This is a genomic window from Bacteroidota bacterium, assembly GCA_016714535.1.
Classification (GTDB): Bacteria; Bacteroidota; Bacteroidia; order AKYH767-A; family OLB10; genus JADKFV01.
Genome location: JADKDR010000004.1, coordinates 110,613 through 133,673, shown reverse-complemented (window position 1 = coordinate 133,673; position 23,061 = coordinate 110,613). Strand labels below are relative to the sequence as shown.

Below are 23,061 nucleotides of genomic sequence, written 5' to 3'. Positions count from 1 at the left end.
CCTTGCCAAATTATATTGCTTACCTAACAATATCAGCTGTCAAAATTAAATTGTATAATTGTTGCAGAAAGAAGCGTCATACTAACCTAACTAATTTGACCTTTGTACTAAATGAGTAATCAAGAGTTTATATTGCTGATAATCTAAATCGCGTAATGTTTTATATTTATAATTGCTAATTAATTAAAATCAAAAAACCATTAATCAAATGACATTTGACCAAAAACTAGATCCAAACACAGGCCCTAAGCGCATACTTGCGCTTGATGGTGGCGGCATACGTGGTGCCTTGAGCCTTGGCTACCTCGAAAAACTTGAGCAGGTATTAAAAGCGCGGCATCCGCATATTGAAAATTTCAGACTACATCATTATTTTGATTTAATAGGCGGCACCAGCACCGGATCAATCATTGCTGCAGCATTGTCTATTGGCATGTCGGTAGCCGAAATAAAAGACAAATATTTTGTGCTGGGCGAAAAAATATTTGGCGAAAAAAATAACTGGTGGAATATTTTTGAATTTGGTAAAGTGATGAAGGCAAACTTTAGCGCTGAACCACTCGAAAAAGAATTGAAGAATCTATTTGGCGATTATACCCTTGGCGATAGAGAACATATAAAAACAGGATTGTGCATTGTAGCCAAACGTGCCGATACCAATAGCGTGTGGCCACTTATTAATCATCCGGGCGGAAAATATTTTAATAGCACAGTAGGTGCTAACAGCAATATACTATTGCGCAATGCTATACGTGCTAGCGCTGCAGCCCCAACGTATTTTTTACCCATCTCCGTTGATGTAGGTCAGGGAATTATAGGAGCCTTTGTTGACGGTGGTGTGAGCATGGCCAACAATCCTGCGCTCGAATTATTAAAAGTAGCGACTTTAAAAGGTTTCCCCTTTCACTGGGAAACAGGCGAAGATAAGTTGCTGCTTATTTCGATAGGAACCGGTATGAGCAAACTTGAAAAGCTGCCAAAGGATATCGAAAAAAATCATCAACTTAAGTGGGCGCAGCAAATTCCTGATATGTTGATGCAGGATGCAAGCTGGTCAAACCAAACTATTTTGCAATGGTTGTCGCGCTCGCCAACTGCCAAAATTATTGATGGTGAAATAGGTTCCTTAAATGATGATTTGCTGACCCCTCAGCCGTTATTACATTATTTACGCTACAATGTAACGGTGTCTGCAGCAGAGCTTGAAAAAGTTACCGGCCAAAAGTATTCTCCTGAACATGTGGAAAAACTTACCGACATGAGCAATGCAAAAAATTGTAGCGAGTTGTATAGCATAGGCTTGGCAGCAGGACAAAAGGAAATATTAGAAAGTCATATTCCAGTAGTATTTGATTTGAAATAATTTCGAAACATTGCAGCTTTAAGTTTTAAAATTGCTAACTTGGTTTTATGAAGGCCGGTGATATAATATATCACCGGCTTTACTGATTTATGTCAGCTATTATTTATGCGATGGTAATTATTTTTACAAAATGGCAGAGGTCGGTTTATAAGCCCTTCATTTGCAATGCCATTGATTTGTATTATTGCTCTTTTAATAATTCTCCCTCATGCTACCAAAGTTTAAGTATGTACAATGGGTTTTTGATTTTAAAAAGCAATAATAGTTGTGATAATAGTTAGCGTAAAGATTAATCAGAAAGCAGCACATTCATATTATGGAGTATAAACAAACAGATAAGATGGGACACAATAATGGAGTAAATATTTCTGTACTTAAGGTGTTGCAGTTTACGGTCTTGCTCTCAATCATACTTTATTTTGGGAGAACGGTATTTATTCCTCTTAGCATAGCGCTGCTCTTTAGCTTTCTACTTTTCCCCATTTGTTCGATGCTAGAAAAAAAGGGATTGAACAAAAGTCTGGCAATTGCAATTTCGCTCTTTGGTATGACAATGTTATTGGCAGGTATTTGTTATATACTTTTTCTGCAAGTAGCAGGCTTTGCTCATGAGTGGCAATTAATTAAAACAAAACTGTTGGATAAACTATCCGGATTAGAATCATATATCGTTTTAAATTTTAATTATTCGAAAGAACAACAGGCGACATGGCTAAGTAATTTTGCCGACAGCAGCTCAGCGCAATTATTTCCTTTTTTGAAAACCACTTTTTATTCAATGTCTGTAACATTGGTTCTCATAATTATTATTCCGGTATTGTCTTTTCTCATTCTTTACCACCGGCATTTACTAATAACGGTATTGTACGAATTGTTTCCATTGAGCAAAAAGGAAGATATAAAATTAGTAATGCGCGAGGTGGTTCATACCTATTACAGTTTTATTAAAGGCATGCTAACTGTATATCTCATAGTCGGAGTGCTTAACAGCATTGGTTTAGCCATAGTCGGAGTGCCGCATCCCATCTTGTTTGGTTTTACGGCTTCCATACTTACCTTTATTCCTTATGTTGGAATAATAGTTGGTTCGCTGCTGCCTATTTCAATTTCATGGATTGAGTATAATACCATTTGGCATCCTTTAGGAGTAGTGTTTGTTTTTGCCTTGGTACAATACCTTGAGGCTAACATAATTTTTCCTGTTGCTGTTAGTCGCAAGTTAAAAATAAACAGCCTAATTACCATTCTTACAATTATAGCTGGCGGTATATTATGGGGTGCTGCCGGCATGATTTTGTTTATCCCTTTTTTAGGAATAGCAAAGTTGATAGCAGATAAAACCGAAAGCCTGAAAATAGTATCGATTTTACTTGGCGATAGTGAGTCGGCAAAAAAACCAGATAATTGATGCAATCAAGAAAAGTAGTAAAAGGGAAGAAGTTACGAGTGGCAGGATTTTGAAATTGCTAAAATTTTGATTTTGCGCAATTACGTTCCTCTACGATTTATCTGTTAGCGAAGTGTATTGATTCACAACAACTCCCTTTAGTCATTCATTTTTTCGCGCGAAAGTTTTTGCAATATTTTCAATCCAATAAAATCAACATTTTTTGAAACCGATGATAATACAAATACTCCTGTATGATTGGTTTCTACAAAACCAATATAGGCGCTGTATCCTCCGGTACTTCCTTGTTGCCATACTACTCTGTTATGTTCGGCTCCAAGCGAATTTATTTTCCATCCCAATGCAATTTCGGTATCTTCTTTTTTATCTGTAAGCCGCAGTCGCGCATTATGAGTGTAATCAAGTATGTTTACGTAATCATTTTTTTCCTTATTCAAATTGGCCGAAAGAAATTTCATCATATCTGATGGCGTAGAATGCAGACCACCGGACGGAGCCAGCACATCATACACCCAGGGTGACGCTTCCCTTCCTTTCCGATTATAACCTGTAACCAACCTGCTTTTATTTTGCTCTGAGAGTATTATTTCGGTATCGGTCATTTTTAGTGGTACTAAAATGCGATCGGTAAGCAGTGTATCAAATCCTGTTTGCATTTTTAACGAAAGCGCATGGCCCAGCAAGGCCATACCCGTAGCGGAGTATTCATAGTCATACCCTAGTGGCTTGCTAAAGTTGTGATTCTTTAAATAGGTATAGAGATCTTCTGTTTGATACCCTCCATAAGGATTTGATTTATTCTTTTTTAAATTGGATGGATAGGCCGGCAAACCGGTAGTGTGTGTAGCAAGATCACATAAGATTAAGTATTGTGGTTTTGATGATGGATCAGGAAAGCAAACATAAGGGGTGAAGTCAATTTTAACATTAGCCTTTTGCTCCTGCATTTGCCCAAGTTGCGATGCATCATCTGCTTTCTTACAAATTATTTCGTGGTATACAGGAGCCGGTACATTTACCGGAAGCATATCCTGTAGTTTCTCATCCATTTTTACAATCCCCTTTACACTCATTTCGGCATAAAGCACCGAAGTGAATGTTTCTGTAATTTCTCCAAGTTCAAATATGCTGCCCGAGTCGGGCGTCTGTTTGTTTCCTTTACTTGTTTCACCATAGTAAAATATTTTTTGGCGACCATTATCAAAAATACCTATAACCAAAGATCCCGGTTTGTTTTGCAAGTATGCTTTTGCCAAACTATCTGAAAGTGTTTTAAATGGGTTTTGCGCGCAGGCAGTTAATGAAATTGATAAAAGCAGTAAAATTGTTTTTAATTTTTGCATGTTGGTGTTCTATTAATTGATTTTACAAAATTAGGTCGTTTAGATTATAAATATTCAAGGCAGTTCACTTTGCTACTAATTGGAATGTATCCAAACGCTGATACCATGAGCCCATATAAATATTGGTTGTCTTCATTTTGCAAATAAGATGTAAGGAGTTTTATTTTATCGGTGAAAAACCAACACCGGATAGTCGGCATATGATGTTATGTTTTTAATAAGGTCAGTGTGAAACAATCTGTACAGAAAACCGTGCTTCTCCATATACACCGCAAGTACATCGGCATGCGACTCATGCATGTAATGTTCTGTTGCCTGTGCAGTATCCTCATTAACCATGCGATGAAAATTAATTTTCATGCGAAAGTCAAATGCCTCGTCAAGCAAATGAGCAAACGTATGATAGAGCTCCTGATTTCCGGGTGTATCTTTTTCACTGACATGCATTGCCGTTAAGTTCGCATTAAAGGCCGAAACAAATTCCTGTAACTGACCTATCTGAATTTGATCACCGGCTTTGTAGCCGGATAAAAACACCATGTTACTAATTCCCTTGAAAGTGCACACCTCGGGCACGATAAGCGTGGCAGCAGCAGCATTGCGCGAAATGCGGTAGCTGTGGCTGCCAAAATAAAATTGGAAAATATTGTCGGCACCATTGGTGCCACATACAATTAAGTCAAATACTTCGGAGCTTTGGGCAATGTCGCTATCGGCATCTTCAGCATTAGAAAGCATAAGGTCATAGTCACATGCTACTTCAAATTCGTTTCTCACATTGGCCGCTTGATTTTTGAGAATTTGCTCTACTTCTATTCTATTGGCATCGAAAGCGGTCAGCATTTCAGGCGAGTTGAAGTCATCATAAATTACCGGCAGCGACAACACATGTGTCAATGTTATTTGCGCCCCGGTTTTCTTGGCAAGGTATGCAGCATACTCCACCGCATTGTTGGCAGCATTAGAAAAATCGGTAGGGCATAGAATTTTTTTTATAGGCATTGCTATCATGTTTAAACTTAAACCAAATTAATAAATCATATATCTTCTCTTTCTTTTCTTTTTGCTTCTGCGTGAGTGTGCTTTTGCAAAAAACTTTGTAGCCGCTCGAAAACGCTGTCAACTAAATGATAAATTTTATCTTCAACTTTACGCTCAGTTTTAAGAACAAAACGCTGAAGCAAAAGCGATATTCCATAAGCAAACCCTTCTTTCAAAAAGTCTTTATTATTCAATTTGATTCCGGTAAAAGAGGAAATACCATTCATTATAATATTGGCAGGCTTAAGGTCCTCTTTTATTTCAAGCAAATCTTTTTTTAGCTGCTTTTCTTGATCTTTGGCTACACCTTTAAGTCGGCTTATTTCAAGCTGCAACTGCATTAAGTTTTCAATTTTGTTCATCTTTGAAATAGTTTTTTATGATGCTGTTCATAAAGGGAGTTCGCAATAATTTTTCTCGATTCCAATGCAACAATAAACCTATCACGAAGTAGATTCCTGCGGTGGCTATAAATCCCAAATAAGTCTTGCCGATATATTCAGCAATAAAATAAGCAAGACCGAAACTTGCAAACACAAACACAAAAAAGAAAATAAAAGAGATGATCAGGTTTGACATGACTGATGACAATACAGTGCTTGTTTTTTCAGCAACAATCAGTTTCAGCAACTCCTGCCTTGTATTAATATACTCCTCAGCATGTTCAATTAAATGTTCAATTTTTTCTTTTTCTTCAGTTATCATCGTGTTTCATTTATGAAAGGTAAATGTAAAGTATTAAAATCCCGATTTCGCGAGTTTTGTCATTTATATAGATGATAAATCTCATAATCCGGCAAACCATACACGGTGCGAAAAGTATTTTTCGCAATCTATAATGCAAATTAGATACTATGAGCACCGCGTATTAATTTCAACTTGCATGGCCTGCATAATTGATGCAACAGTATCAACAGTGCTGAAGGTGTAAAAGGCAAACCGGAAGAGCAACACGGAGTATGACAGCTAAATAAAGCCTAATAGATTTCAAGTGATAAATATCAATCACTCGCCACCTGGCAAGCATACCCCCACATCATTATATGCCCATTGCTATAGATTCTTTTGTATGCGAGTGAAATTTTGTCACACTTTACCTGTTGGCATTGCTTTTGACTTGCCCCACTCTAACAAATATTAAATCAATTAATCTTATGGCTACTGGCAAAATTTCGGTTCAAACGGAAAACATTTTTCCCATTATCAAAAAATTTCTTTATAGCGACCACGAAATATTTTTACGCGAGTTGGTTAGCAATGCAGTTGATGCTTCGCAAAAAATTAAAACGCTTACCAATGTTGGAGAGAACAAAACCGAATTGGGGAATCTGGAGATAAAGATTGCGGTTGATAAAGAAGCCAAAACCATTACCATAGAAGATAGTGGCTTGGGTATGACAGCCGATGAGGTTGAAAAATATATCAATCAGGTAGCATTTTCAGGTGCCGAAGAATTTCTCGAAAAATTTAAAAATGAAACAGAAGCCAACCCGATAATCGGCCACTTTGGCCTTGGATTTTATTCAGCATTTATGGTTGCCGACAAAGTGGAGTTTACCACTAAATCATACAAGGATGCACCTGCTGTAAAATGGAGTTGCGATGGCAGTACCGAATACACACTTGCGGAAACAAGTAAGGATGAACGCGGCACAACCATAACACTTTTTATTAATGATGAAAACGCAGAATTTCTTGAAATGGTTCGCATAGAAACACTTTTGGATAAGTATTGCCGCTTTCTGCCAGTGCCAGTATTGTTTAATGAGAAGCAAGTAAATAACACAGCCCCTGCATGGACTAAAAAACCAGTCGACCTGGGCCAGGAAGACTATAAGAGTTTTTATAAAGAATTATATCCGATAGCCGAAGACCCCCTCTTTCACATTCATCTCAATGTTGACTATCCATTTAACCTTACCGGTATATTATATTTTCCGCGCCACAAACGCAATAGCGACATGATGCAAAAAAACAAAGTGCAGCTTTATTGCAATCAGGTTTTTGTTACCGATAATGTGGAAGGGATAGTGCCTGAATTTTTAACCCTGTTGCATGGGGTTATTGATAGTCCCGATATTCCGCTAAATGTTTCGCGAAGCTATTTGCAAAGCGATGGCAACGTGAAAAAGATAAGCTCGCACATTACAAAAAAGGTAGCGGATAAACTGGATGAAATTTTTAGTGAAAAGCGAAACGAATTTGAAGAAAAGTGGGATGAGCTTGGCTTGTTTATCAAATACGGAGTATTGACCGATGATAAATTCTTCGACCGTGCAAAAAGTTTTACTCTGCTCAAAAGCAATGCCGGCAAGTATTACACACTTGAAGAGTACAATACCCTTGTAAAGCTAAACCAGGAAGACAAGGATAAAAAGGTAATTTATCTATATACCCATGATGCTGTTGCACATCATACATTAATTAAAGCTGCTACCGATAAGGGCTATGATGTTCTTTTGTTGGACGGACAATTGGATACACACTTTATTCAAACGCTTGAGCAGAAATTAGAGAACGTACAATTTGTACGTATTGATTCGGATGTGATAGACAACTTAATAAAGAAGACAGAGAAACCGGCATCAGCATTAAATGCTGATCAAGAAAAAATGTTGAAGGAGTTGGCAGAAAAAATTGTTGTGAAAGAAAAATATCAAGTTCAAATAGAACCCATGTCTCCAACTGATGCCCCGGTATATATAACGCAAAGCGAATTTATGCGAAGAATGAAAGACATGAGCAAAATGGGCGGAGGTTATGATTGGATGGGAGTGATGCCCGAAAATTATAATTTGATACTTAATGAAAATCATCCATTGGTATCAAAAATTATAGTTGATACGGATGCTATTAATCAAGAGCAAGTAATGAAGCACGTAATAGATTTGGCATTGTTGCAAAATGGACTTCTAAAAGGGGAAGATCTTACAGCATTTGTGCAACGAAATTTGGAGATGTTAAAGAGCAAGTAATAATTTAGCTAAGTACTTTTTGTACAGGTGTAAATTTGATATAGGTATTTTATAATTAAGCCAAACTGCTTTAATGCGTTATTCTATTATTAAAATAGAAAATTTAAATTCCCCTGTATAGTATTTGAATTGTAAACTACATAATAATAAAATGGTGTTTGCAATTTTTTTACATCTAATGTAGCTACATGAAAATTTAAAGGCATTAAGGGTGCATATGCAAAGTAAATTCCTAAAGACATTTTGAATTTTGAAAAACTATGACCAATTGACAATCTAGTTAATAGGTTGGGAGAAATAGCGTGATTATGATATTCTTCCAGGTAATATCGGTAGATAGTATTTTCGTAATTTGAAAACCCACTAATACTCCTATCTGAAATGAACAAATCGTTGAGCTTTAGACAGGCTCCCAATCCGAAATCTAAGTTTACAAATAAATTTTTGTAATTATAAATCTTTGCTTGCCTGAAAATATTTAGTTCTAACTCGGGCTCATCAATTGTTCTAATGGGATAGTTAAATTTGAAATTGTGAAAAATATCTAAACGGAATGATTACTTTTTTGTTTTTTAGTAATATTTCAGCACCTACATTATAGCTTTTATTTTTAAGTAATCGGTTTAGTGAATAAGAAACTCCCGGATTCAGGTTATATAAAGTTGTTTTTGACCCGTGTATAGGTTATGAATGTGGCTGGAAAATTTAGCAGTTTGTAAATATAGTTTTTGAGATTGAAAATTGCAAACATGAACTGAAACGGAATCAGGCTCTGCTGAGGAGCAACCTGCCAGGGATAAGTTCATGCCGATGGAATATCGTGCCCTAACGGACGCATCAATTTGCGTCCGTTTTTTTTGTTGCCTGTAAGAAGTTGATATTCTTGAGGCTCCATGCCTAAAAAAAACCTTATGCTGCGGCAAATTCATGTGGTGTTAGTTGATTTAATGATTGATGCGGGCGCTTGGTATTATATTCTTCAATCCAGTTATTTGTTATTTCCTGTGCATGTTTAATGTTTTTAAATAAGTATGCATCCAATATATCTTCACGATAGGTGCGATTGAACCGTTCAACAATGGCATTTTGTTGTGGTGCTCCTTTTTCAATTTTACTCCAATTTATTTTTTTGTTATGCAACCAAAGCTGAAATGCTTTCGAGGTGAATTCAGGTCCGTTGTCAGGGCGGATACTTATTGGCTTTCCGTCTATTTCAATGCGTTGTTCTAAAAACTCAATAACACTCTTTGCTGTGATGCTGTGTGCTACACGGATGCTAAGCATTCGCGGTTATATTGCTCTACAATATTCAATGTGCGTATTCTTCTTCCATCAATTAAGGCATCGCTCATAAAATCCATACCCACTCTATGTTACGTGCCAGTGGTACTGCAATCGGATTCTTTGGGTTGTCTTTTTACTCTACGTTTTAATTTTTGGTTAATGCAAATCCATATCGCTCATACACTCTGCGTATGCGACTGCTGCCTATTGCTGGCTGTTGTTTTTGAATTAACCGGATGACTTTCATTCTTCCTTTTCTGCTGAAGCCAATGGTTTGTTCTATGACTTGTTTTAGCTCTTCATCTTTGTCTGGCATCAGCTTGCGATAGTACTTGCTGTTGCGTGAGCACTTTAAAATTTTGCACGCCTGCGTGCGGCTTAATTGTCTTTCTTCAATGCGGTAAGATAAGCATTGCTCTTTTGCAGGCAGGCGTTAAAACTTTTTTCGAGCAAGTCTTTCACTGCGTCATGCTCTCCAAACTCAAGTTGGCATACATTTTTTTTTAACCGCGCATTTTCGTATTCCAAATCCTTTAATCGCTTGAGCTCGTCTACTTGCATTCCGCCATAGCGTTTCTTCCAAATGTAAAATGTCTGATCAGCTATGTTGTGCTTTCGACATATCTCCGTTACTTTTAATCCTTGTTCCTGCTCTTTCAGGATTCCGATAATTTGTGATTCAGCTTTTGCACTATGCCGAAAGTCCTGTTATTAGTGTAATCAATAATAACAATAATGATGTGCAAGAAGTATCATATCAAAATGGAATTGACTTTGAAACTTTCTTGAAATTATCAAAAGAAAGGAATGATAAAATTGAAAAACTTTTGCAAGGTAATGCAGTCCTGAGGAACAACTAAAATCAAAGAATAAGGAGCTCAAAAGGCTCAAGAGATTAAAGAAACAATTTACCTTATAAAATCAAAATGAATTATTGCTTAACGTTATGAGATTACGACAACCCCGTTATCCTTCCATCGCTAAGAATATCCATATTCTCAGATGCTGGTATAGCAGGCAATCCGGGCATGCGCATCATTTCTCCCAAAATAGGAATGATAAAACCTGCGCCTGCAGCAAACTCAAATTCGCGTACATTAATAATAAAGTTGCGAGGGCGGCCTATTTTGGTTTCATTGTCGCTAAACGATTTTTGTGTTTTTGCCATACAAACCGGGAAGTTGTCAAAGCCAAGCTCTTTAATAGTTTTGAGTTGTGTCCTCGCGGCACTTGAGTATTCAACACCATCGGCACCATATATTTCGGTGGCAATAGTTTTTATTTTTTCTTCGATACTCAATTCCCAGCTATACAAGGGCTTAAAGGTGTTAGTGCCTTTTTCTATCACCTCCACTACGGCTTTAGCAAGTTCCTGTGTGCCATCGCCACCCAAAGCAAAGCCTTTGCTTACTATTGCGTGTACCCCAAGGACCTTACAAGATTCAACAACAAAGTTTATTTCTTCTTCGCTGTCATTAGCAAAGTTGTTGATGGCTACTACCGGTGTTAAATTATACTTCTTGCAATTTTCTATGTGCTTTTCAAGATTCTCGAAACCAAGTTTTACGCGTTCTATCGAAGGCGTATTGTATGCTTCTTTTTTGGCACCACCATGATGTCGCAATGCACGTATGGTGGCCACCAAAACCATGGCATGAGGTTTCAATCCCGAAGCCTGACATTTTATATTTAAAAACTTTTCGGCACCCAAATCGGCACCAAAGCCTGCCTCGGTTACTACATAGTCGGCAAGCGACAACCCCATTTTAGTTGCAAGTATAGTGTTAGTGCCTTGAGCAATATTTGCAAAAGGACCACCGTGTATGATTGCAGGATTACCCTCAAGCGTTTGCACCAAATTTGGCTTAATCGCATCTTTTAGCAGCAGTGCCATTGCCCCTTGTGCATTGAGGTCGCGGGCAAATATGGGTTTCTTATCAAAGGTAAATCCGATAAAAATATTTCCAAGGCGCTGTTTTAAATCATCAATATTTTTGCTCATGCATAGTATCGCCATTACTTCGCTGGCAGCAGTGATATTAAATCCATCTTCGCGTGGTATCCCGTTTGCAGTGCCACCAAGTCCAATTACAATATTGCGTAGCGCACGGTCATTCATGTCTATAACCCGCTTCCAAACTATTGTTCGTGGGTCTATACCAAGTGTGCGCGATTTGCTTTGCAAATTATTATCAATTAAAGCAGACAGTAAATTGTTTGCTTTTTCTACTGCACTAAAGTCTCCGGTAAAGTGCAGGTTAATATCCTCCATAGGTATAACCTGCGAGTAGCCTCCTCCGGCTGCACCACCTTTAATGCCAAACACCGGACCTTAGCGATGGTTCGCGCAAAACCACCATGGCCTTTTTGCCAATAGCATTAAGCCCTTCATTAAGTCCTATGCTTACAGTGGTTTTGCCTTCGCCTGCCGGTGTTGGGTTAATGGCCGATACCAGTATGAGTTTGCTCTTGGCAATTTTTTCTTCATTTATTAATTCGAGAGGAAGCTTGGCTTTGTGTTTACCATAATATTGTAAATCATCATTATTGATATTTAGTTTTGCTGCTATTTCTTTAATATGCATTATTGGTGCAGCTTGTGCTATGTCGATGTCGCTTGGTACAGGATTTTTTCTCTCCATAAATTTTAAGTTTGGTGTTTGAAAATTGTGTTTTGCAATATTAGAAAAAAAAGACGCATTCAAACATTGCTTGTGTTGCTTGAATAATCAATAATTAACTACAAATGCCAGAATATTCTGTGTAAAATAAATATGGTGGATATAATGGTTATGTCTTACACCTCTACCAAGGTGCCCACTTTTTCTCCCATTACCAAAGCGAAAAGATTTCCAGCTTTATTCATATCAAAAACAATGATGGGTAATTTATTTTCTTCGCATAAGGTAAAAGCGGTCATGTCCATAACCTTAAGGTTGCGATCATATACTTCTTTAAATTTGAGTGTCTCAAATTTCGTTGCACTCGAATCTTTTTCAGGGTCAGCGGTATAAATTCCATCAACACGTGTGCCTTTCAATATAACATCGGCCTCTATTTCTATTGCACGTAACGATGCTGCTGTATCAGTTGTAAAATAGGGATTCCCAGTGCCGGCACCAAAAATTACGACCCTGCCTTTTTCCAGATGCCTTACCGCACGTCTTCGTATAAACGGTTCGCATATTGCCTCCATCTTAATAGCTGATTGTAATCTGGTATTAATTCCATTTTGTTCAAGGGCACTTTGCAAGGCCATGCTATTTATAACTGTGGCTAGCATACCCATGTAATCTCCCTGCACCCGGTCCATGCCTCCTTCGGAGGCTTGTAACCCTCTGAATATGTTTCCTCCTCCTATTACAATGGCTACTTGCACTCCCGAATCTACTATGCGTTTTATATCTTGAGCATATTGTTGCAATCGATTATTATCAATTCCAAATTGCTTAGCACCCATTAGGGCTTCTCCGCTAAGTTTTAGTAGTAGACGTTTATATTTCATATTGTTTAAGGGGAAAGAGTATGAGCACAAAGGTATTAAAATTTGAATTTCATTTTTATTGAAATACAAGAATGATTCTAATAACAATTTTCATTTACATTCCCGTAAAAAAAATAATGAACAATGCTTTTGGCTGATTGTCATTATTTTTCATTGAAAAAAAATTGCCATGTCAATTATTTTTTCTTAATTACACACGTTAACAAAAGCCTTAATTCATCAATTTCAATTTCTGATAACATCAAAACTTGTTTGCAATAGTTGCGCTAATTTGATTTGATGAATGGGTCTTTTTTAATCTTTTCGAGTGTTAGGCCAGATTAATGCATCTGTGTTGTAACGCCCTCAGCCCCTCGATACCAACTTAGATAAATATAAATGCTTATGAAGAAGAAACCACTACAATTAATTTTGATGCTTTCTGTTCTTGCAATTATTTCGCTTACAAGTACAAAAGTGTATAGCCAAACCAATTGCCTTCAGTTGACTATCCTCCTTCAGCCACATGCGCCATGCCCCTGCACCTTGGCCGATGCATGTGGTGGACAGCCTCCTTACCAATTTACTTATCTGTGGAGTGATGGCAGCACCAACCAATGTCCTTTACCGTTTAGCCCGGGACCTTATGTGCTCACCGTTACCGTTACTGATAATGGAGGAAGTACCGCATCAACAACGGTTGTTCGAAGGTGCTGTGAACTAGTTTGTCCACCCGATACTACTATCTGTTTCGATGTGCCCGATTCGTTGGTAACTCTTAGCTTGCCTACTTATGTGCAGGCCGGTGGCTCAACACAAGGGCAACCCGGTTCCGATTGCAAGTACGATTCGGTTTGGAATAATTCGACAGGAGTGTTTCCGGTAGGCACAACGGTGATTACATGGTCAATATTAGTTAATGGTCAGATTCTTACATGCAATCAAAATGTTACAAGATTGGCATCGGGCCCCGTTAATTTTAGTTGGGCAACTAATCCACCACCTGCAGGTGATGGAAAGATACATATTTGTAAAGGCGACCCTGTCTATTATTGGGATAGTGGCGCTGTCGGCATTATTGATTGGGAATGGTATTTCGGTGATGGCTTTGCCTCGAGCATGACCAATCCGGTACATTACTATAACATACCCGGAAATTGGTGGGCTGTTGTGATTGGCTACGATGCCTGTGGCAATAGCTATATCGATTCGGTAGAAGTTGAAGTTGACCCTTCCTCAGGGCCGGAGATAAAATGTATTTCTGTTCAGTGCCCGGGAGATACTGCTGTGTACCGAACCAACGCGTGTATTGGTGCTACTTATTTATGGAGCGTAAGTGCCAATGGAACTATATTAGGATCCAACACGCTCGATTCTGTTGTTGTAGTTTGGAATTCAGGCCCGGTAGGTACCATTTCATTAATAGTAACCAATTGTCCTGGAGTGTGTACAAGCCCCAGCGTAAGGCAGGTATATATTGTGCCGCCTACAATGAATATAGAAGGCGATACGCTTATCTGCCAGGGCACACCGGCAACAGATTATGAAGTAGAATGTATTCCGGGCAGCACCTATAACTGGACGATAACTCCGCCTGCTGCTTATTTATCGGTTGATACATTTATGCATCACATTACCATCAATTGGGATACTTCGTATACAGGCCCCGTTACTATCAATGTTAACTATAACAATATACTAACCGGAAGCGGTTGCCTGCTCGATGGTGCTTTATGCACCAACGATTCGGGCTGTGGGGGCAACGCAACGCTTAATGTAATGATTAAACCTGTTTTTAAAATAACAGGGCCAGCCAAATTGTGTGTTGGCGTAGCCAATACAACCAATCCTTTCATTGCTAACTCGGCAAGCACCTCCTGGTATGTACAAACTCCCGGAGGAACATTAATTACTGGTTTCCCCAGCGGAACTATATTTAATACTTATACCTGGGATACGGTAGGTTTTTATAAGGTAAGCGCTACCACTCCTGCCGGGCCGTTTTGCAACGATTCTGTTTTTCTAATTGTGCAGGTTGTCCCAAATCCACCTCAGCCTATAGTAGCCGGACAAGATACGGTTTGCGATAGCACATCATATACATATAATGTTACACCAAATTATTTAGGGGTTACTTATAGTTGGAATGTGGTAAATGGAATTCCTGCCGGTACAACTACTACCCTTGCTCCATCTTTATCTATTCAGTGGAATGCCGGAGGCGGGTCAGTAACTGTTTCGCAATTTCTTACCAACAGCCCCAATTGCCCGTCTGACGACACCACTATTAATGTGACTATTTATCCACCCATTGTGCCACCAACAGTATTAGGGGTTGACTCGATGTGTAAAAAAACTTTTCAAACATATTATTTTAATAATGGCGCTATCCAAACAGATGCTGTTTATACATGGTCTATTCAGCCTTCGTCTGCTGGTGTTATTCAATATACGAATAGCAAAGACACCGTTATTATTAAATGGATAGATGAAGGAGTTGCAAATGTTAAATTAAAGATTGATTTGTGTGATGTTGATTCGGTTTTATTTCCCGTGTTTGTAGATAGCCTTCCACCAGTACCCAACATCAGCTTTTTGCCGGCTAATCCTTGCATGGGCAATGTGGTTAATTTTTCTACTACAAGCAATGGCCCGGGTTGGCAATGGTTTTGGAATTTTGGTGATCCAAATGCTACTATTCCTAATCCTAACACAGCTACCACACAAAATCCTACGCATATTTATACAGATGCAGGCAGCTATACAGTTCAGTTGTATGTAGTAAATGCAAATGGTTGTGCCGATACTGCTTACGCTACAGTTCAAGTAGACAGTGTTCCCCAATTACCAATCGTTACAGGAGATGATTCTGTTTGTGTGGGAGAAACGGTTACCTATTCATTCCCTCAGCCACTACTTTCAGGTGCTCTCTATACCTGGTCTGTTTCTGCTCAGGGATTTATTTTATCAGGACAAGGTACCAATAGTATTACGGTTAGATGGCTAACAGCCTCTCCAACAAATGCGTCCGTAAACTTGACTGTAACAAGCAAATGTCCCATAGTTGTGCCTCCCTTTAATGTAATTATTAATACGCCACCAACCCCATCTTTTACCTCTACTTCTCCACAATGTGCAGGCAATCAAATTAACTTTACCGGATCAGGTGGAGGCTCTTACGCATGGAGTCTCCCCGGTGGAAGTCCTTCCACTTCTACTATCTCTAATCCGGTGGTTACGTATGCTGCCTCTGGTGTTTATACTGTTACGCTTGCAGTTACAGATTTGAATGGATGTACTGGCACTGTAACTAATACGGTTACCGTTAATCCCGGGCCAACATGTATTTATGCTGCAACCAGTGATCCTTTGCAGGTGTGCACTTTCCCAACTACGGTAAACCTGACAATTGGAAATAACGGTAGCTATACATTCTTATGGAATAATGGAAATACCAATGCCTCTTTCAGCACTTCGATAACAGGGCCAACTTCATTTTTCTGTACAGTAACCAATAGCAATGGATGTACAGGCCTATCCAATACGGTGAGCTTTATACAAGACACCTTGTGCCTTCCTCCGGATACCGGTGATTGTGTTCCAGATGTAACTTGTGGTACCATTGATTTTACATGGACACCACCCATCTGCAAAACAGTCACATTTACTAAAACCGGAACAGCCACATTTACCAGCTGGAATTTTGGTGATTTAAATACAGACACTGTTACACCTGCTACTCATACATACGCTGCCATAGGCTCTTATGATGTTACGGTGTATGGACAGTGCAGTGGCACTATCTTCCCATCAGGTGCAGCATGCACAGCCACTATTTATGAAACCCACTCCGTAGTTGTTCCTGTAGAGCCATGCTTTACCTACGATTTCGTTTGCGTTGGCAATACCATATTTACTAACCTTAGTAGTTGCTCCTGTTTCCTTGGCTCAGCAAGCGGATATACCTACAATTGGTACCTGAATGGCAGCGGAACTCCATTAGTACCTCACCAACACCACCACAGCAACTTTTGGTCGGAACTAATATAGTAGTGTTTACGCTTACTGATATTTCAACGGGTGCAGTTTGTTCAACCAGTCATACTTTTACAGTTCCATTGCCAATTATTGCGGCCTTTACTGCTCCTTCTCCAATTTGCATTGGCACAGCAGTAAATTTTGTAGATGGTTCTTTTGGTGCATCGTCTACTCGTTTGTGGACTTTTGCTGGTAGTGCCACCCCGGCATCTTCTGGTGCCCCATCTGTTTCTGTGTTATATACAGGTGCTGGCGGTATAGCAAAATTATTGGTGACAGATATTTATGGTTGCATTGATTCGATCTCGCAGCTCATTACGGTTAACCCTGCAGGCTCTGGAAATATAACAGTAGGTACATCCTCATGCGACTCCATTCAATTGACCGCCTCAGGTACGGGACCATTTACGTGGTCAAATGTTGTTCCTCCAAATAATGTAAATCCCATTTATGTTAAGCAAAATGGATTTTATACCGTAACCGGCACCGACCCTGCATTTGGCTGTCCATATACATCCTCTGTAGGTCCCCTTACTATTAATGCCAGTCCGGTAGCTACCATTATTGGACCCACTAACTATTGCCAGGGCGAAAATCTGGATCTGAAAACCTCAGCAGGTGGTAATGCGATAACGTATTCATGGGTTCAAACACCAACAGGTTTGGTTGTGGGCACATCTGCTAATCTTTCTATTCCGGCTCCAGCCCCAGGAACGTATACCTATACCGTTACTATAACTGCGAATGGCTGTACTTCAACAGCTTCTGTTTTAGTTACAATTGATGGCGTTCCATTAGCCGCTTCAATCGATTCTACTGGTTCGCTTACTTTCTGTGAAGGCGATTCAGTTATGCTTTTTGTTAATCCTCCGTCAATTGGTGGCACGTATATCTGGACTAAGACCCCTCCGCCATTAATTACCGGAAACGATAGTGTGTTTTGGGTAACTCAAGGCGGAACATATAATGTTACCGTTACTACGGCTAATGGATGCGCGTATCCTGCCATAGCGCCCGTTCAGGTTAATGTATGCGATTTGCCCTTAGTAGGTATTTCGGGTGATACAGTTTACTGCGAAGGCGAAGACATTATTTTGGAAACTTTTCCCGGATATACCTATCAGTGGTATTATAACGGAATCGCTGTGAGTACACAGTATTTTGGTGTTACTGATACAAGTTATATAGTTACCATCCCTGCTGCTTTTACTTCTTATAGCGGATCGTACTGTGTGGTAGCAACAAATAATTGTGGTTGTGTTGATTCTGTATGCGTCAACGTAGTTGTTAATCCAAACCCGGCAACTCCGATTATTACTGCCTACACCGGCCCATATCCTGGCACTAATCCTGCTGGCACTCCGCTTTGCGAAGGGCCACTATATACATTGGTAGTTACTTCTTCGCCAACATATGGTACAAATATATCGTTAACTTGGAATACCGGTCAGGTGGGAACACCTATTCCTGCTGCTTTTGCAAAAACATATACAGTAACCGCTACAGATACTACCGGATGTAAATCTTCTGCATCGGTTATCGTAAACCCATTGCCCGATTTAAGTTGTGCACCGGCTGGTTGCTACGAATTTTGTGAAGAATGTGGTTCAGTTACTATTCCTGGTCCCGAAGGGCTTGCCACATATCAATGGGAGCAGCTCATAGGAACGAATTTCGTATTCTATAGCTCCACTCAAAACATAACCATTAATGTTCCTGGTGGAATATTCAGGTTAATTGGATACAACAGTTTTGGTTGCAGCGACACCTCGCAATTATTAAATGTTAGTTTCTATCAATGTTGCGATTCAGACTCATGTAATCTTATGATTGATGAAATTCACACGAATGTTACTTGCTTTGGCTTGCAGGATGGTAGTATAACAGTTACCCCAACAGGAGGATCGTTGCCATATTCTTATACTTGGAATGCAGGCACAATTCTAACTGCAACTGACGGAAGTGTATCTACCGCCTCAGGATTGGATGCAGGAACCTATACGATTATAGTAACTGATTCTTTGGGTTGTATCGATTCTATTTCTGTTAATATCACCCAGTCACCGCAAATTATTTTGAATGTTGTTGGTTTTAATTCTTCGTGTGGAGACACTTGCAACGGGTCCATTGTTATTAATGTTGATAGCGGATTCTCCCCTTATAATATCCTTGTTTTAGGACCAATCATTACCGATACGGCCGTATATTTAATGGATGTAAGCGACACAGCCTATGGCAATGGAATGGGGTCAATTTCTTATGTTCTTGATAGTTTATGTGCGGGAGTTTATGCAGTGATAGTTACAGATAGCAATGGTTGCATTGCAATAACGGATGTTATAATTCAGGATTCTGCCTCACTTGTTGTTACCTATGATTCTATTAATGTAACTTGCTATGGCGGAGCCGATGGGGCAATTGATCTTATGGTTTCCGGTGGTTTTCAACCTTATACTTATCAATGGAATAATGGTAGTACGGACGAAGATTTAGACAGCCTGAGCGCAGGAACTTATACAGTAACAGTTACTGATTCTAATGGATGCGAAAAAACAGTAATGATTAATATCACGCAGCCGCCTCAAATGATCTTAACATTAATAGGACATGCCTCCGGTTGCAGTGATACCTGCAATGGATATATTGATATTTTACTGGATAGCATGGTAACCGCAGTTAATATTCTTGTGCTTGGGCCTAACCCCGGTGATACTGCATTAAACGTTGATAATATTTCTGCAGGCGTTTATGGTGCGTACGACAGTCTTGGATATGGATACATTTCTTACATAGCCGGATATTTTTGTAATGGAACATATATAGTAGTGGTTACTGATTCCAATGGCTGCAGCGTGATGGGTGTTGTTGACTTATTAGATCTTGATCCATTGTATGCAGTTGAAACGGTTACGAATGTGAATTGTTATAATGAGGCGACTGGAGCTATTGATATCACTGTTATTGGAGGGGTACCGCCTTATACTTTCCTTTGGAGTAATGGTAGCACAGAAGAGGACATTGATTCGTTGGTAGCCGGAGTGTACACAGTAACTATTACGGATAGTTTGGGATGCACGTTTACCTACCCCATCGAAATTCTCCAAAACCCACCCTTTACCATTGGCAAAACAATCATCCCCAACATGTGCCATGGCGATAGTACAGCCCAAATATCCGTATATATAAATGGCGCTACGCCTCCTTATACGTATCAATGGAGCAATGGCGCCACCACCGCCATCAACAATTATTTGACTGCAGGCACATATACACTTACAGTAACAGATAGTTTAGGATGCGATACGATCATGACCTTCTACATATTCGAGCCTAACATGTTAGATAAGAATTTCACGATTACCCAACCATTATGTGCTGGCCAAACAGGTAGCATAAATATCACAGCCTTTGGCGGCACGCCATGGAGCGGTGCAGGCATACACGCAGCAGGCTACGACTATAGCCTTGATGGTGGAGCAGTTCAAAGCAGTGGCTTGTTTACAGGCATAAGCTCAGGTACTCACACGGTATTAATTACGGATAGCAACGGCTGTAATCTGGCAGTTGTATTTACCATCACAGCTCCGGCACCACTTATTTGTGGTGGCAGCGTAAGCAATGCGATGTGCAACGGAGGCAGCGATGGAATGATAACGAGCAACATAACCGGAGGCACCGCCCCCTATACATACAGTTGGAGCACGGGTGCTACTACCCAAACTATAGGAGGCCTAGCGGCAGGTGCGTATACAGTAACGGTAACTGATGCCAATGGATGTACCATGAGTTGCACGTATAATATAGTAGAGCCACCTGCCATAACCTTTACCTTAGTTGTTTGCGATAATATCAAATGTTATGGTGGCAATGATGGCAAGGCATGTTTAAATAATGTAGTAGGAGGCACGGCCCCATATACCTACCAGTGGAATACGATTCCAGCACAGACTACCGCCAATGCAACCGGCCTAACGGCAGGAACATGGACGGTAACCATTACCGATGCCATGGGATGCATGACAACCGGTTCGGTAACAATTAGCCAACCATCGGCACCACTGGCATTAAGTGGCGTAGTAACCAATGTAGGATGTAACGGAGGCAACACCGGAGCTGTTAACCTGACCATATCAGGTGGCACAGCGGGCTATACAGTATTATGGAGCACCGGAGCCACAACCGAAGACATCAGTGGTTTATCAGCGGGAACCTATACGGTAACTGTTACTGATGCTAATGGATGTACGGTAAGCACCAATACGACCTACACCGTAGGACAGTCAGCCGCTATAGCCCTCAGCCTTGCAACCAACAATGTGAGTTGTAATGGAGGAGGCAATGGCAGTATAACCGCCACAGCTACCGGAGGTAGTGGAGCATATAGCTATAGTTGGAGCAATGGAGCTAGTACGGCCACCATCATCAATCTGGCAGCCGGTATTTATACAGTAACGGTAACAGATGGAAGTGGATGTACACAAAGTACAAGTGCCATCATCATAGAGCCAAGCGCCTTAAGTTGCATTTGCAATGCAAGTGTAACCAATGTAAGCTGCTTTGGTGGCAGCAATGGCAGTGTAACAGCACAACCCATAGGCGGTACCCCACCTTATGGATTTGTATGGAGCAATGGCGCATTAACACAAACGATCAACAATTTAACAGCAGGAACGTATACCGTAACCATAACGGATGCCAACGGCTGTACCAAAGTGGGCACGGCCACGGTAACGCAGCCATCACAATTATTTGTGTTTGTTAACGGTACCAATCCGGCATGTAACGGAGCTAACAGCGGATCGGCAACGGCCATCGCCATAGGAGGTGCAGCACCATACAGCTATAGCTGGAACACGGTACCAGTAAAGACCACAGCCATCGCAACCGGCTTAGGCGTAGGAACGTATACAGTTACCATAACGGATGCCAACGGATGTACGGCAACCGCGAGCGTGACTTTAACAGCGCCACCGTCCTTGAATGTAACGAGCAAGAAGACCAATGTAAGCTGCCATGGCGGTAGCAACGGAACCATAACGGTAGTACCAACAGGTGGAACAGCACCATATAGTTACTTATGGAGCAATGGAAAAACAACGAAGTTTGTAATAGGCCTTGCAGCAGGAACGTATACCGTAACAGTAACAGATGCAGGAGGATGTACCAAGACATTGAGCGTAGTAATTACCCAACCAAGTGCCTTGTTGGCTTTGTATACTGTAACCAATGTAAGTTGTAATGGTGGCAGCAATGGCGCCATCGACTTAACGGTAACAGGCGGCACACCAGCCTATACCTACTTATGGAGCACAGGAGCCACGACACAGGATATTACGGGAGTAATGGCAGGCATGTATAATGTGACCATAAAGGATAAGCGCGGATGTATAAGCAATGCGATGGTTGTAATAACCCAGGCCAATGCAATGATTGTAAGCATCACACCAAAGAATCCAAAATGTAATGGAGCGGCAAACGGACAGGCAACGGCAAGCGTTTCGGGAGGTGTAACACCATATAGCTATTCATGGAGCAGCGGTCAAACCACCGCCTCAGCTACTGGCCTAGCGGCAGGAACCTATACCGTAACCATAACTGATGCCAACGGATGTACCAAGACACAGAGTGTAACGTTAACACAGCCAGCAGTATTAAGTTGCAGTGCAAACGTATTGCAAACCATAGCATGTAATGGAGCCACCACAGGCAAGATAGGCGTAACTGTAACAGGCGGCACGCCAGGTTACACATATACCTGGAATACCGTACCGGTAGCCACTACCGCGATAGTAAACAATGTAGGAGCAGGCACGTATACGGTGATCGTAAAAGACAAGAACAACTGTACAACCAGTTGCAGTGTGACGTTAACTCAGCCGGCAGCCATAACCTGCGATCCATTGACCATCACAGCGGTAAGTTGTAATGGAGGTAACGATGGAACAGCTACTGTTTCAGGAGTAACAGGAGGCACCGGCCCATATACTTACTTGTGGAATACCAGTGTTGCCCAAACTACAGCAACAGCTACAGGATTAAGTGCAGGTACTTATACCGTAACCATAACTGATGCCAATGGATGCACCAAGACCGCAAGTGTGGTTGTGACTCAGCCTACAGGAATA

The 23,061-nt window shown here is 40.4% G+C and carries 12 protein-coding genes and 10 pseudogenes; 13 read left to right on the top strand and 9 right to left on the bottom strand.

All coding sequences use genetic code 11. The features are described 5' to 3' along the window. Positions 1-208 precede the first annotated feature (208 nt). Positions 209-1,363 (top strand): patatin-like phospholipase family protein, encoded by a 1,155-nt coding sequence (locus IPO27_06470; GenBank protein ID MBK8846218.1) that lies wholly within the window; start codon positions 209-211, stop codon positions 1,361-1,363. A gap of 316 nt (positions 1,364-1,679) precedes the next feature. Then, a complete protein-coding gene (locus IPO27_06465; protein ID MBK8846217.1) occupies positions 1,680-2,771 on the top strand; it encodes an AI-2E family transporter in 1,092 nt (363 codons plus the stop codon). Between the two features lie 137 nt (positions 2,772-2,908). Here IPO27_06465 and IPO27_06460 read toward each other — a convergent pair whose 3' ends face one another. The 4 genes from IPO27_06460 to IPO27_06445 all read right to left on the bottom strand — a co-directional run bounded on the left by IPO27_06460 (position 2,909) and on the right by IPO27_06445 (position 5,860). Beyond that, the gene (locus IPO27_06460; GenBank protein MBK8846216.1) at positions 2,909-4,114 is read right to left on the bottom strand and encodes a serine hydrolase; all 1,206 of its coding nucleotides are present in this window, start codon (positions 4,112-4,114) and stop codon (positions 2,909-2,911) included. Between the two features lie 165 nt (positions 4,115-4,279). After that, the gene (locus IPO27_06455) at positions 4,280-5,116 is read right to left on the bottom strand and encodes a universal stress protein (protein ID MBK8846215.1); all 837 of its coding nucleotides are present in this window, start codon (positions 5,114-5,116) and stop codon (positions 4,280-4,282) included. 35 nt (positions 5,117-5,151) lie between these two features. Continuing rightward, entirely contained in the window at positions 5,152-5,517 is a 366-nt protein-coding gene (locus IPO27_06450) for a hypothetical protein (GenBank protein MBK8846214.1), read from the bottom strand. Continuing rightward, positions 5,504-5,860, bottom strand: coding sequence for a phage holin family protein (locus IPO27_06445; protein MBK8846213.1), 357 nt, complete (start codon positions 5,858-5,860; stop codon positions 5,504-5,506). Before IPO27_06445 ends, IPO27_06450 begins: the two co-directional genes overlap by 14 nt. A gap of 449 nt (positions 5,861-6,309) precedes the next feature. Here IPO27_06445 and htpG point away from each other — a divergent pair, with 449 nt between their 5' ends. After that, positions 6,310-8,130, top strand: coding sequence for a molecular chaperone HtpG (gene htpG / locus IPO27_06440; protein ID MBK8846212.1), 1,821 nt, complete (start codon positions 6,310-6,312; stop codon positions 8,128-8,130). Between the two features lie 909 nt (positions 8,131-9,039). On the opposite strand, the gene IPO27_06435 is transcribed toward htpG, so the two are convergent. The 5 genes and pseudogenes from IPO27_06435 to IPO27_06415 all read right to left on the bottom strand — a co-directional run bounded on the left by IPO27_06435 (position 9,040) and on the right by IPO27_06415 (position 12,919). Beyond that, the gene (locus IPO27_06435; protein MBK8846211.1) at positions 9,040-9,414 is read right to left on the bottom strand and encodes a transposase family protein; all 375 of its coding nucleotides are present in this window, start codon (positions 9,412-9,414) and stop codon (positions 9,040-9,042) included. 145 nt (positions 9,415-9,559) lie between these two features. Beyond that, positions 9,560-9,730 carry a hypothetical protein gene (locus tag IPO27_06430; protein MBK8846210.1) on the bottom strand — a complete coding sequence of 57 codons (171 nt, stop codon included), beginning with the start codon at positions 9,728-9,730 and terminating at the stop codon, positions 9,560-9,562. Between the two features lie 62 nt (positions 9,731-9,792). After that, on the bottom strand, positions 9,793-10,086 hold the full coding sequence (locus IPO27_06425; GenBank protein MBK8846209.1) for a transposase: 294 nt from the start codon (positions 10,084-10,086) through the stop codon (positions 9,793-9,795). 280 nt (positions 10,087-10,366) lie between these two features. Beyond that, positions 10,367-12,056, bottom strand: a pseudogene (locus IPO27_06420) (formate--tetrahydrofolate ligase). A gap of 155 nt (positions 12,057-12,211) precedes the next feature. Then, a complete protein-coding gene (locus IPO27_06415) occupies positions 12,212-12,919 on the bottom strand; it encodes a UMP kinase (GenBank protein MBK8846208.1) in 708 nt (235 codons plus the stop codon). Between the two features lie 384 nt (positions 12,920-13,303). On the opposite strand from IPO27_06415, the gene IPO27_06410 reads away from it, so the two are divergent. The 10 genes and pseudogenes from IPO27_06410 to IPO27_06365 all read left to right on the top strand — a co-directional run bounded on the left by IPO27_06410 (position 13,304) and on the right by IPO27_06365 (position 22,941). Then, positions 13,304-16,948 (top strand): PKD domain-containing protein, encoded by a 3,645-nt coding sequence (locus tag IPO27_06410; protein ID MBK8846207.1) that lies wholly within the window; start codon positions 13,304-13,306, stop codon positions 16,946-16,948. Positions 16,949-17,787: 839 nt separating this feature from the next. Then, positions 17,788-18,876, top strand: a pseudogene (locus IPO27_06405) (hypothetical protein). A gap of 486 nt (positions 18,877-19,362) precedes the next feature. After that, positions 19,363-19,944, top strand: a pseudogene (locus IPO27_06400) (SprB repeat-containing protein). A 135-nt stretch (positions 19,945-20,079) separates the two neighbouring features. Next, positions 20,080-20,415, top strand: a pseudogene (locus IPO27_06395) (SprB repeat-containing protein). 144 nt (positions 20,416-20,559) lie between these two features. After that, a pseudogene (locus IPO27_06390) lies at positions 20,560-20,871 on the top strand (SprB repeat-containing protein). A 123-nt stretch (positions 20,872-20,994) separates the two neighbouring features. After that, positions 20,995-21,342, top strand: a pseudogene (locus tag IPO27_06385) (SprB repeat-containing protein). A gap of 117 nt (positions 21,343-21,459) precedes the next feature. Further along, a pseudogene (locus IPO27_06380) lies at positions 21,460-21,795 on the top strand (SprB repeat-containing protein). A 117-nt stretch (positions 21,796-21,912) separates the two neighbouring features. After that, positions 21,913-22,257: pseudogene (locus tag IPO27_06375) on the top strand (SprB repeat-containing protein). Between the two features lie 21 nt (positions 22,258-22,278). Further along, positions 22,279-22,482 (top strand): annotated as a pseudogene (locus tag IPO27_06370) (hypothetical protein). Between the two features lie 126 nt (positions 22,483-22,608). Continuing rightward, positions 22,609-22,941 (top strand): annotated as a pseudogene (locus IPO27_06365) (SprB repeat-containing protein). Positions 22,942-23,061: the final 120 nt, after the last annotated feature.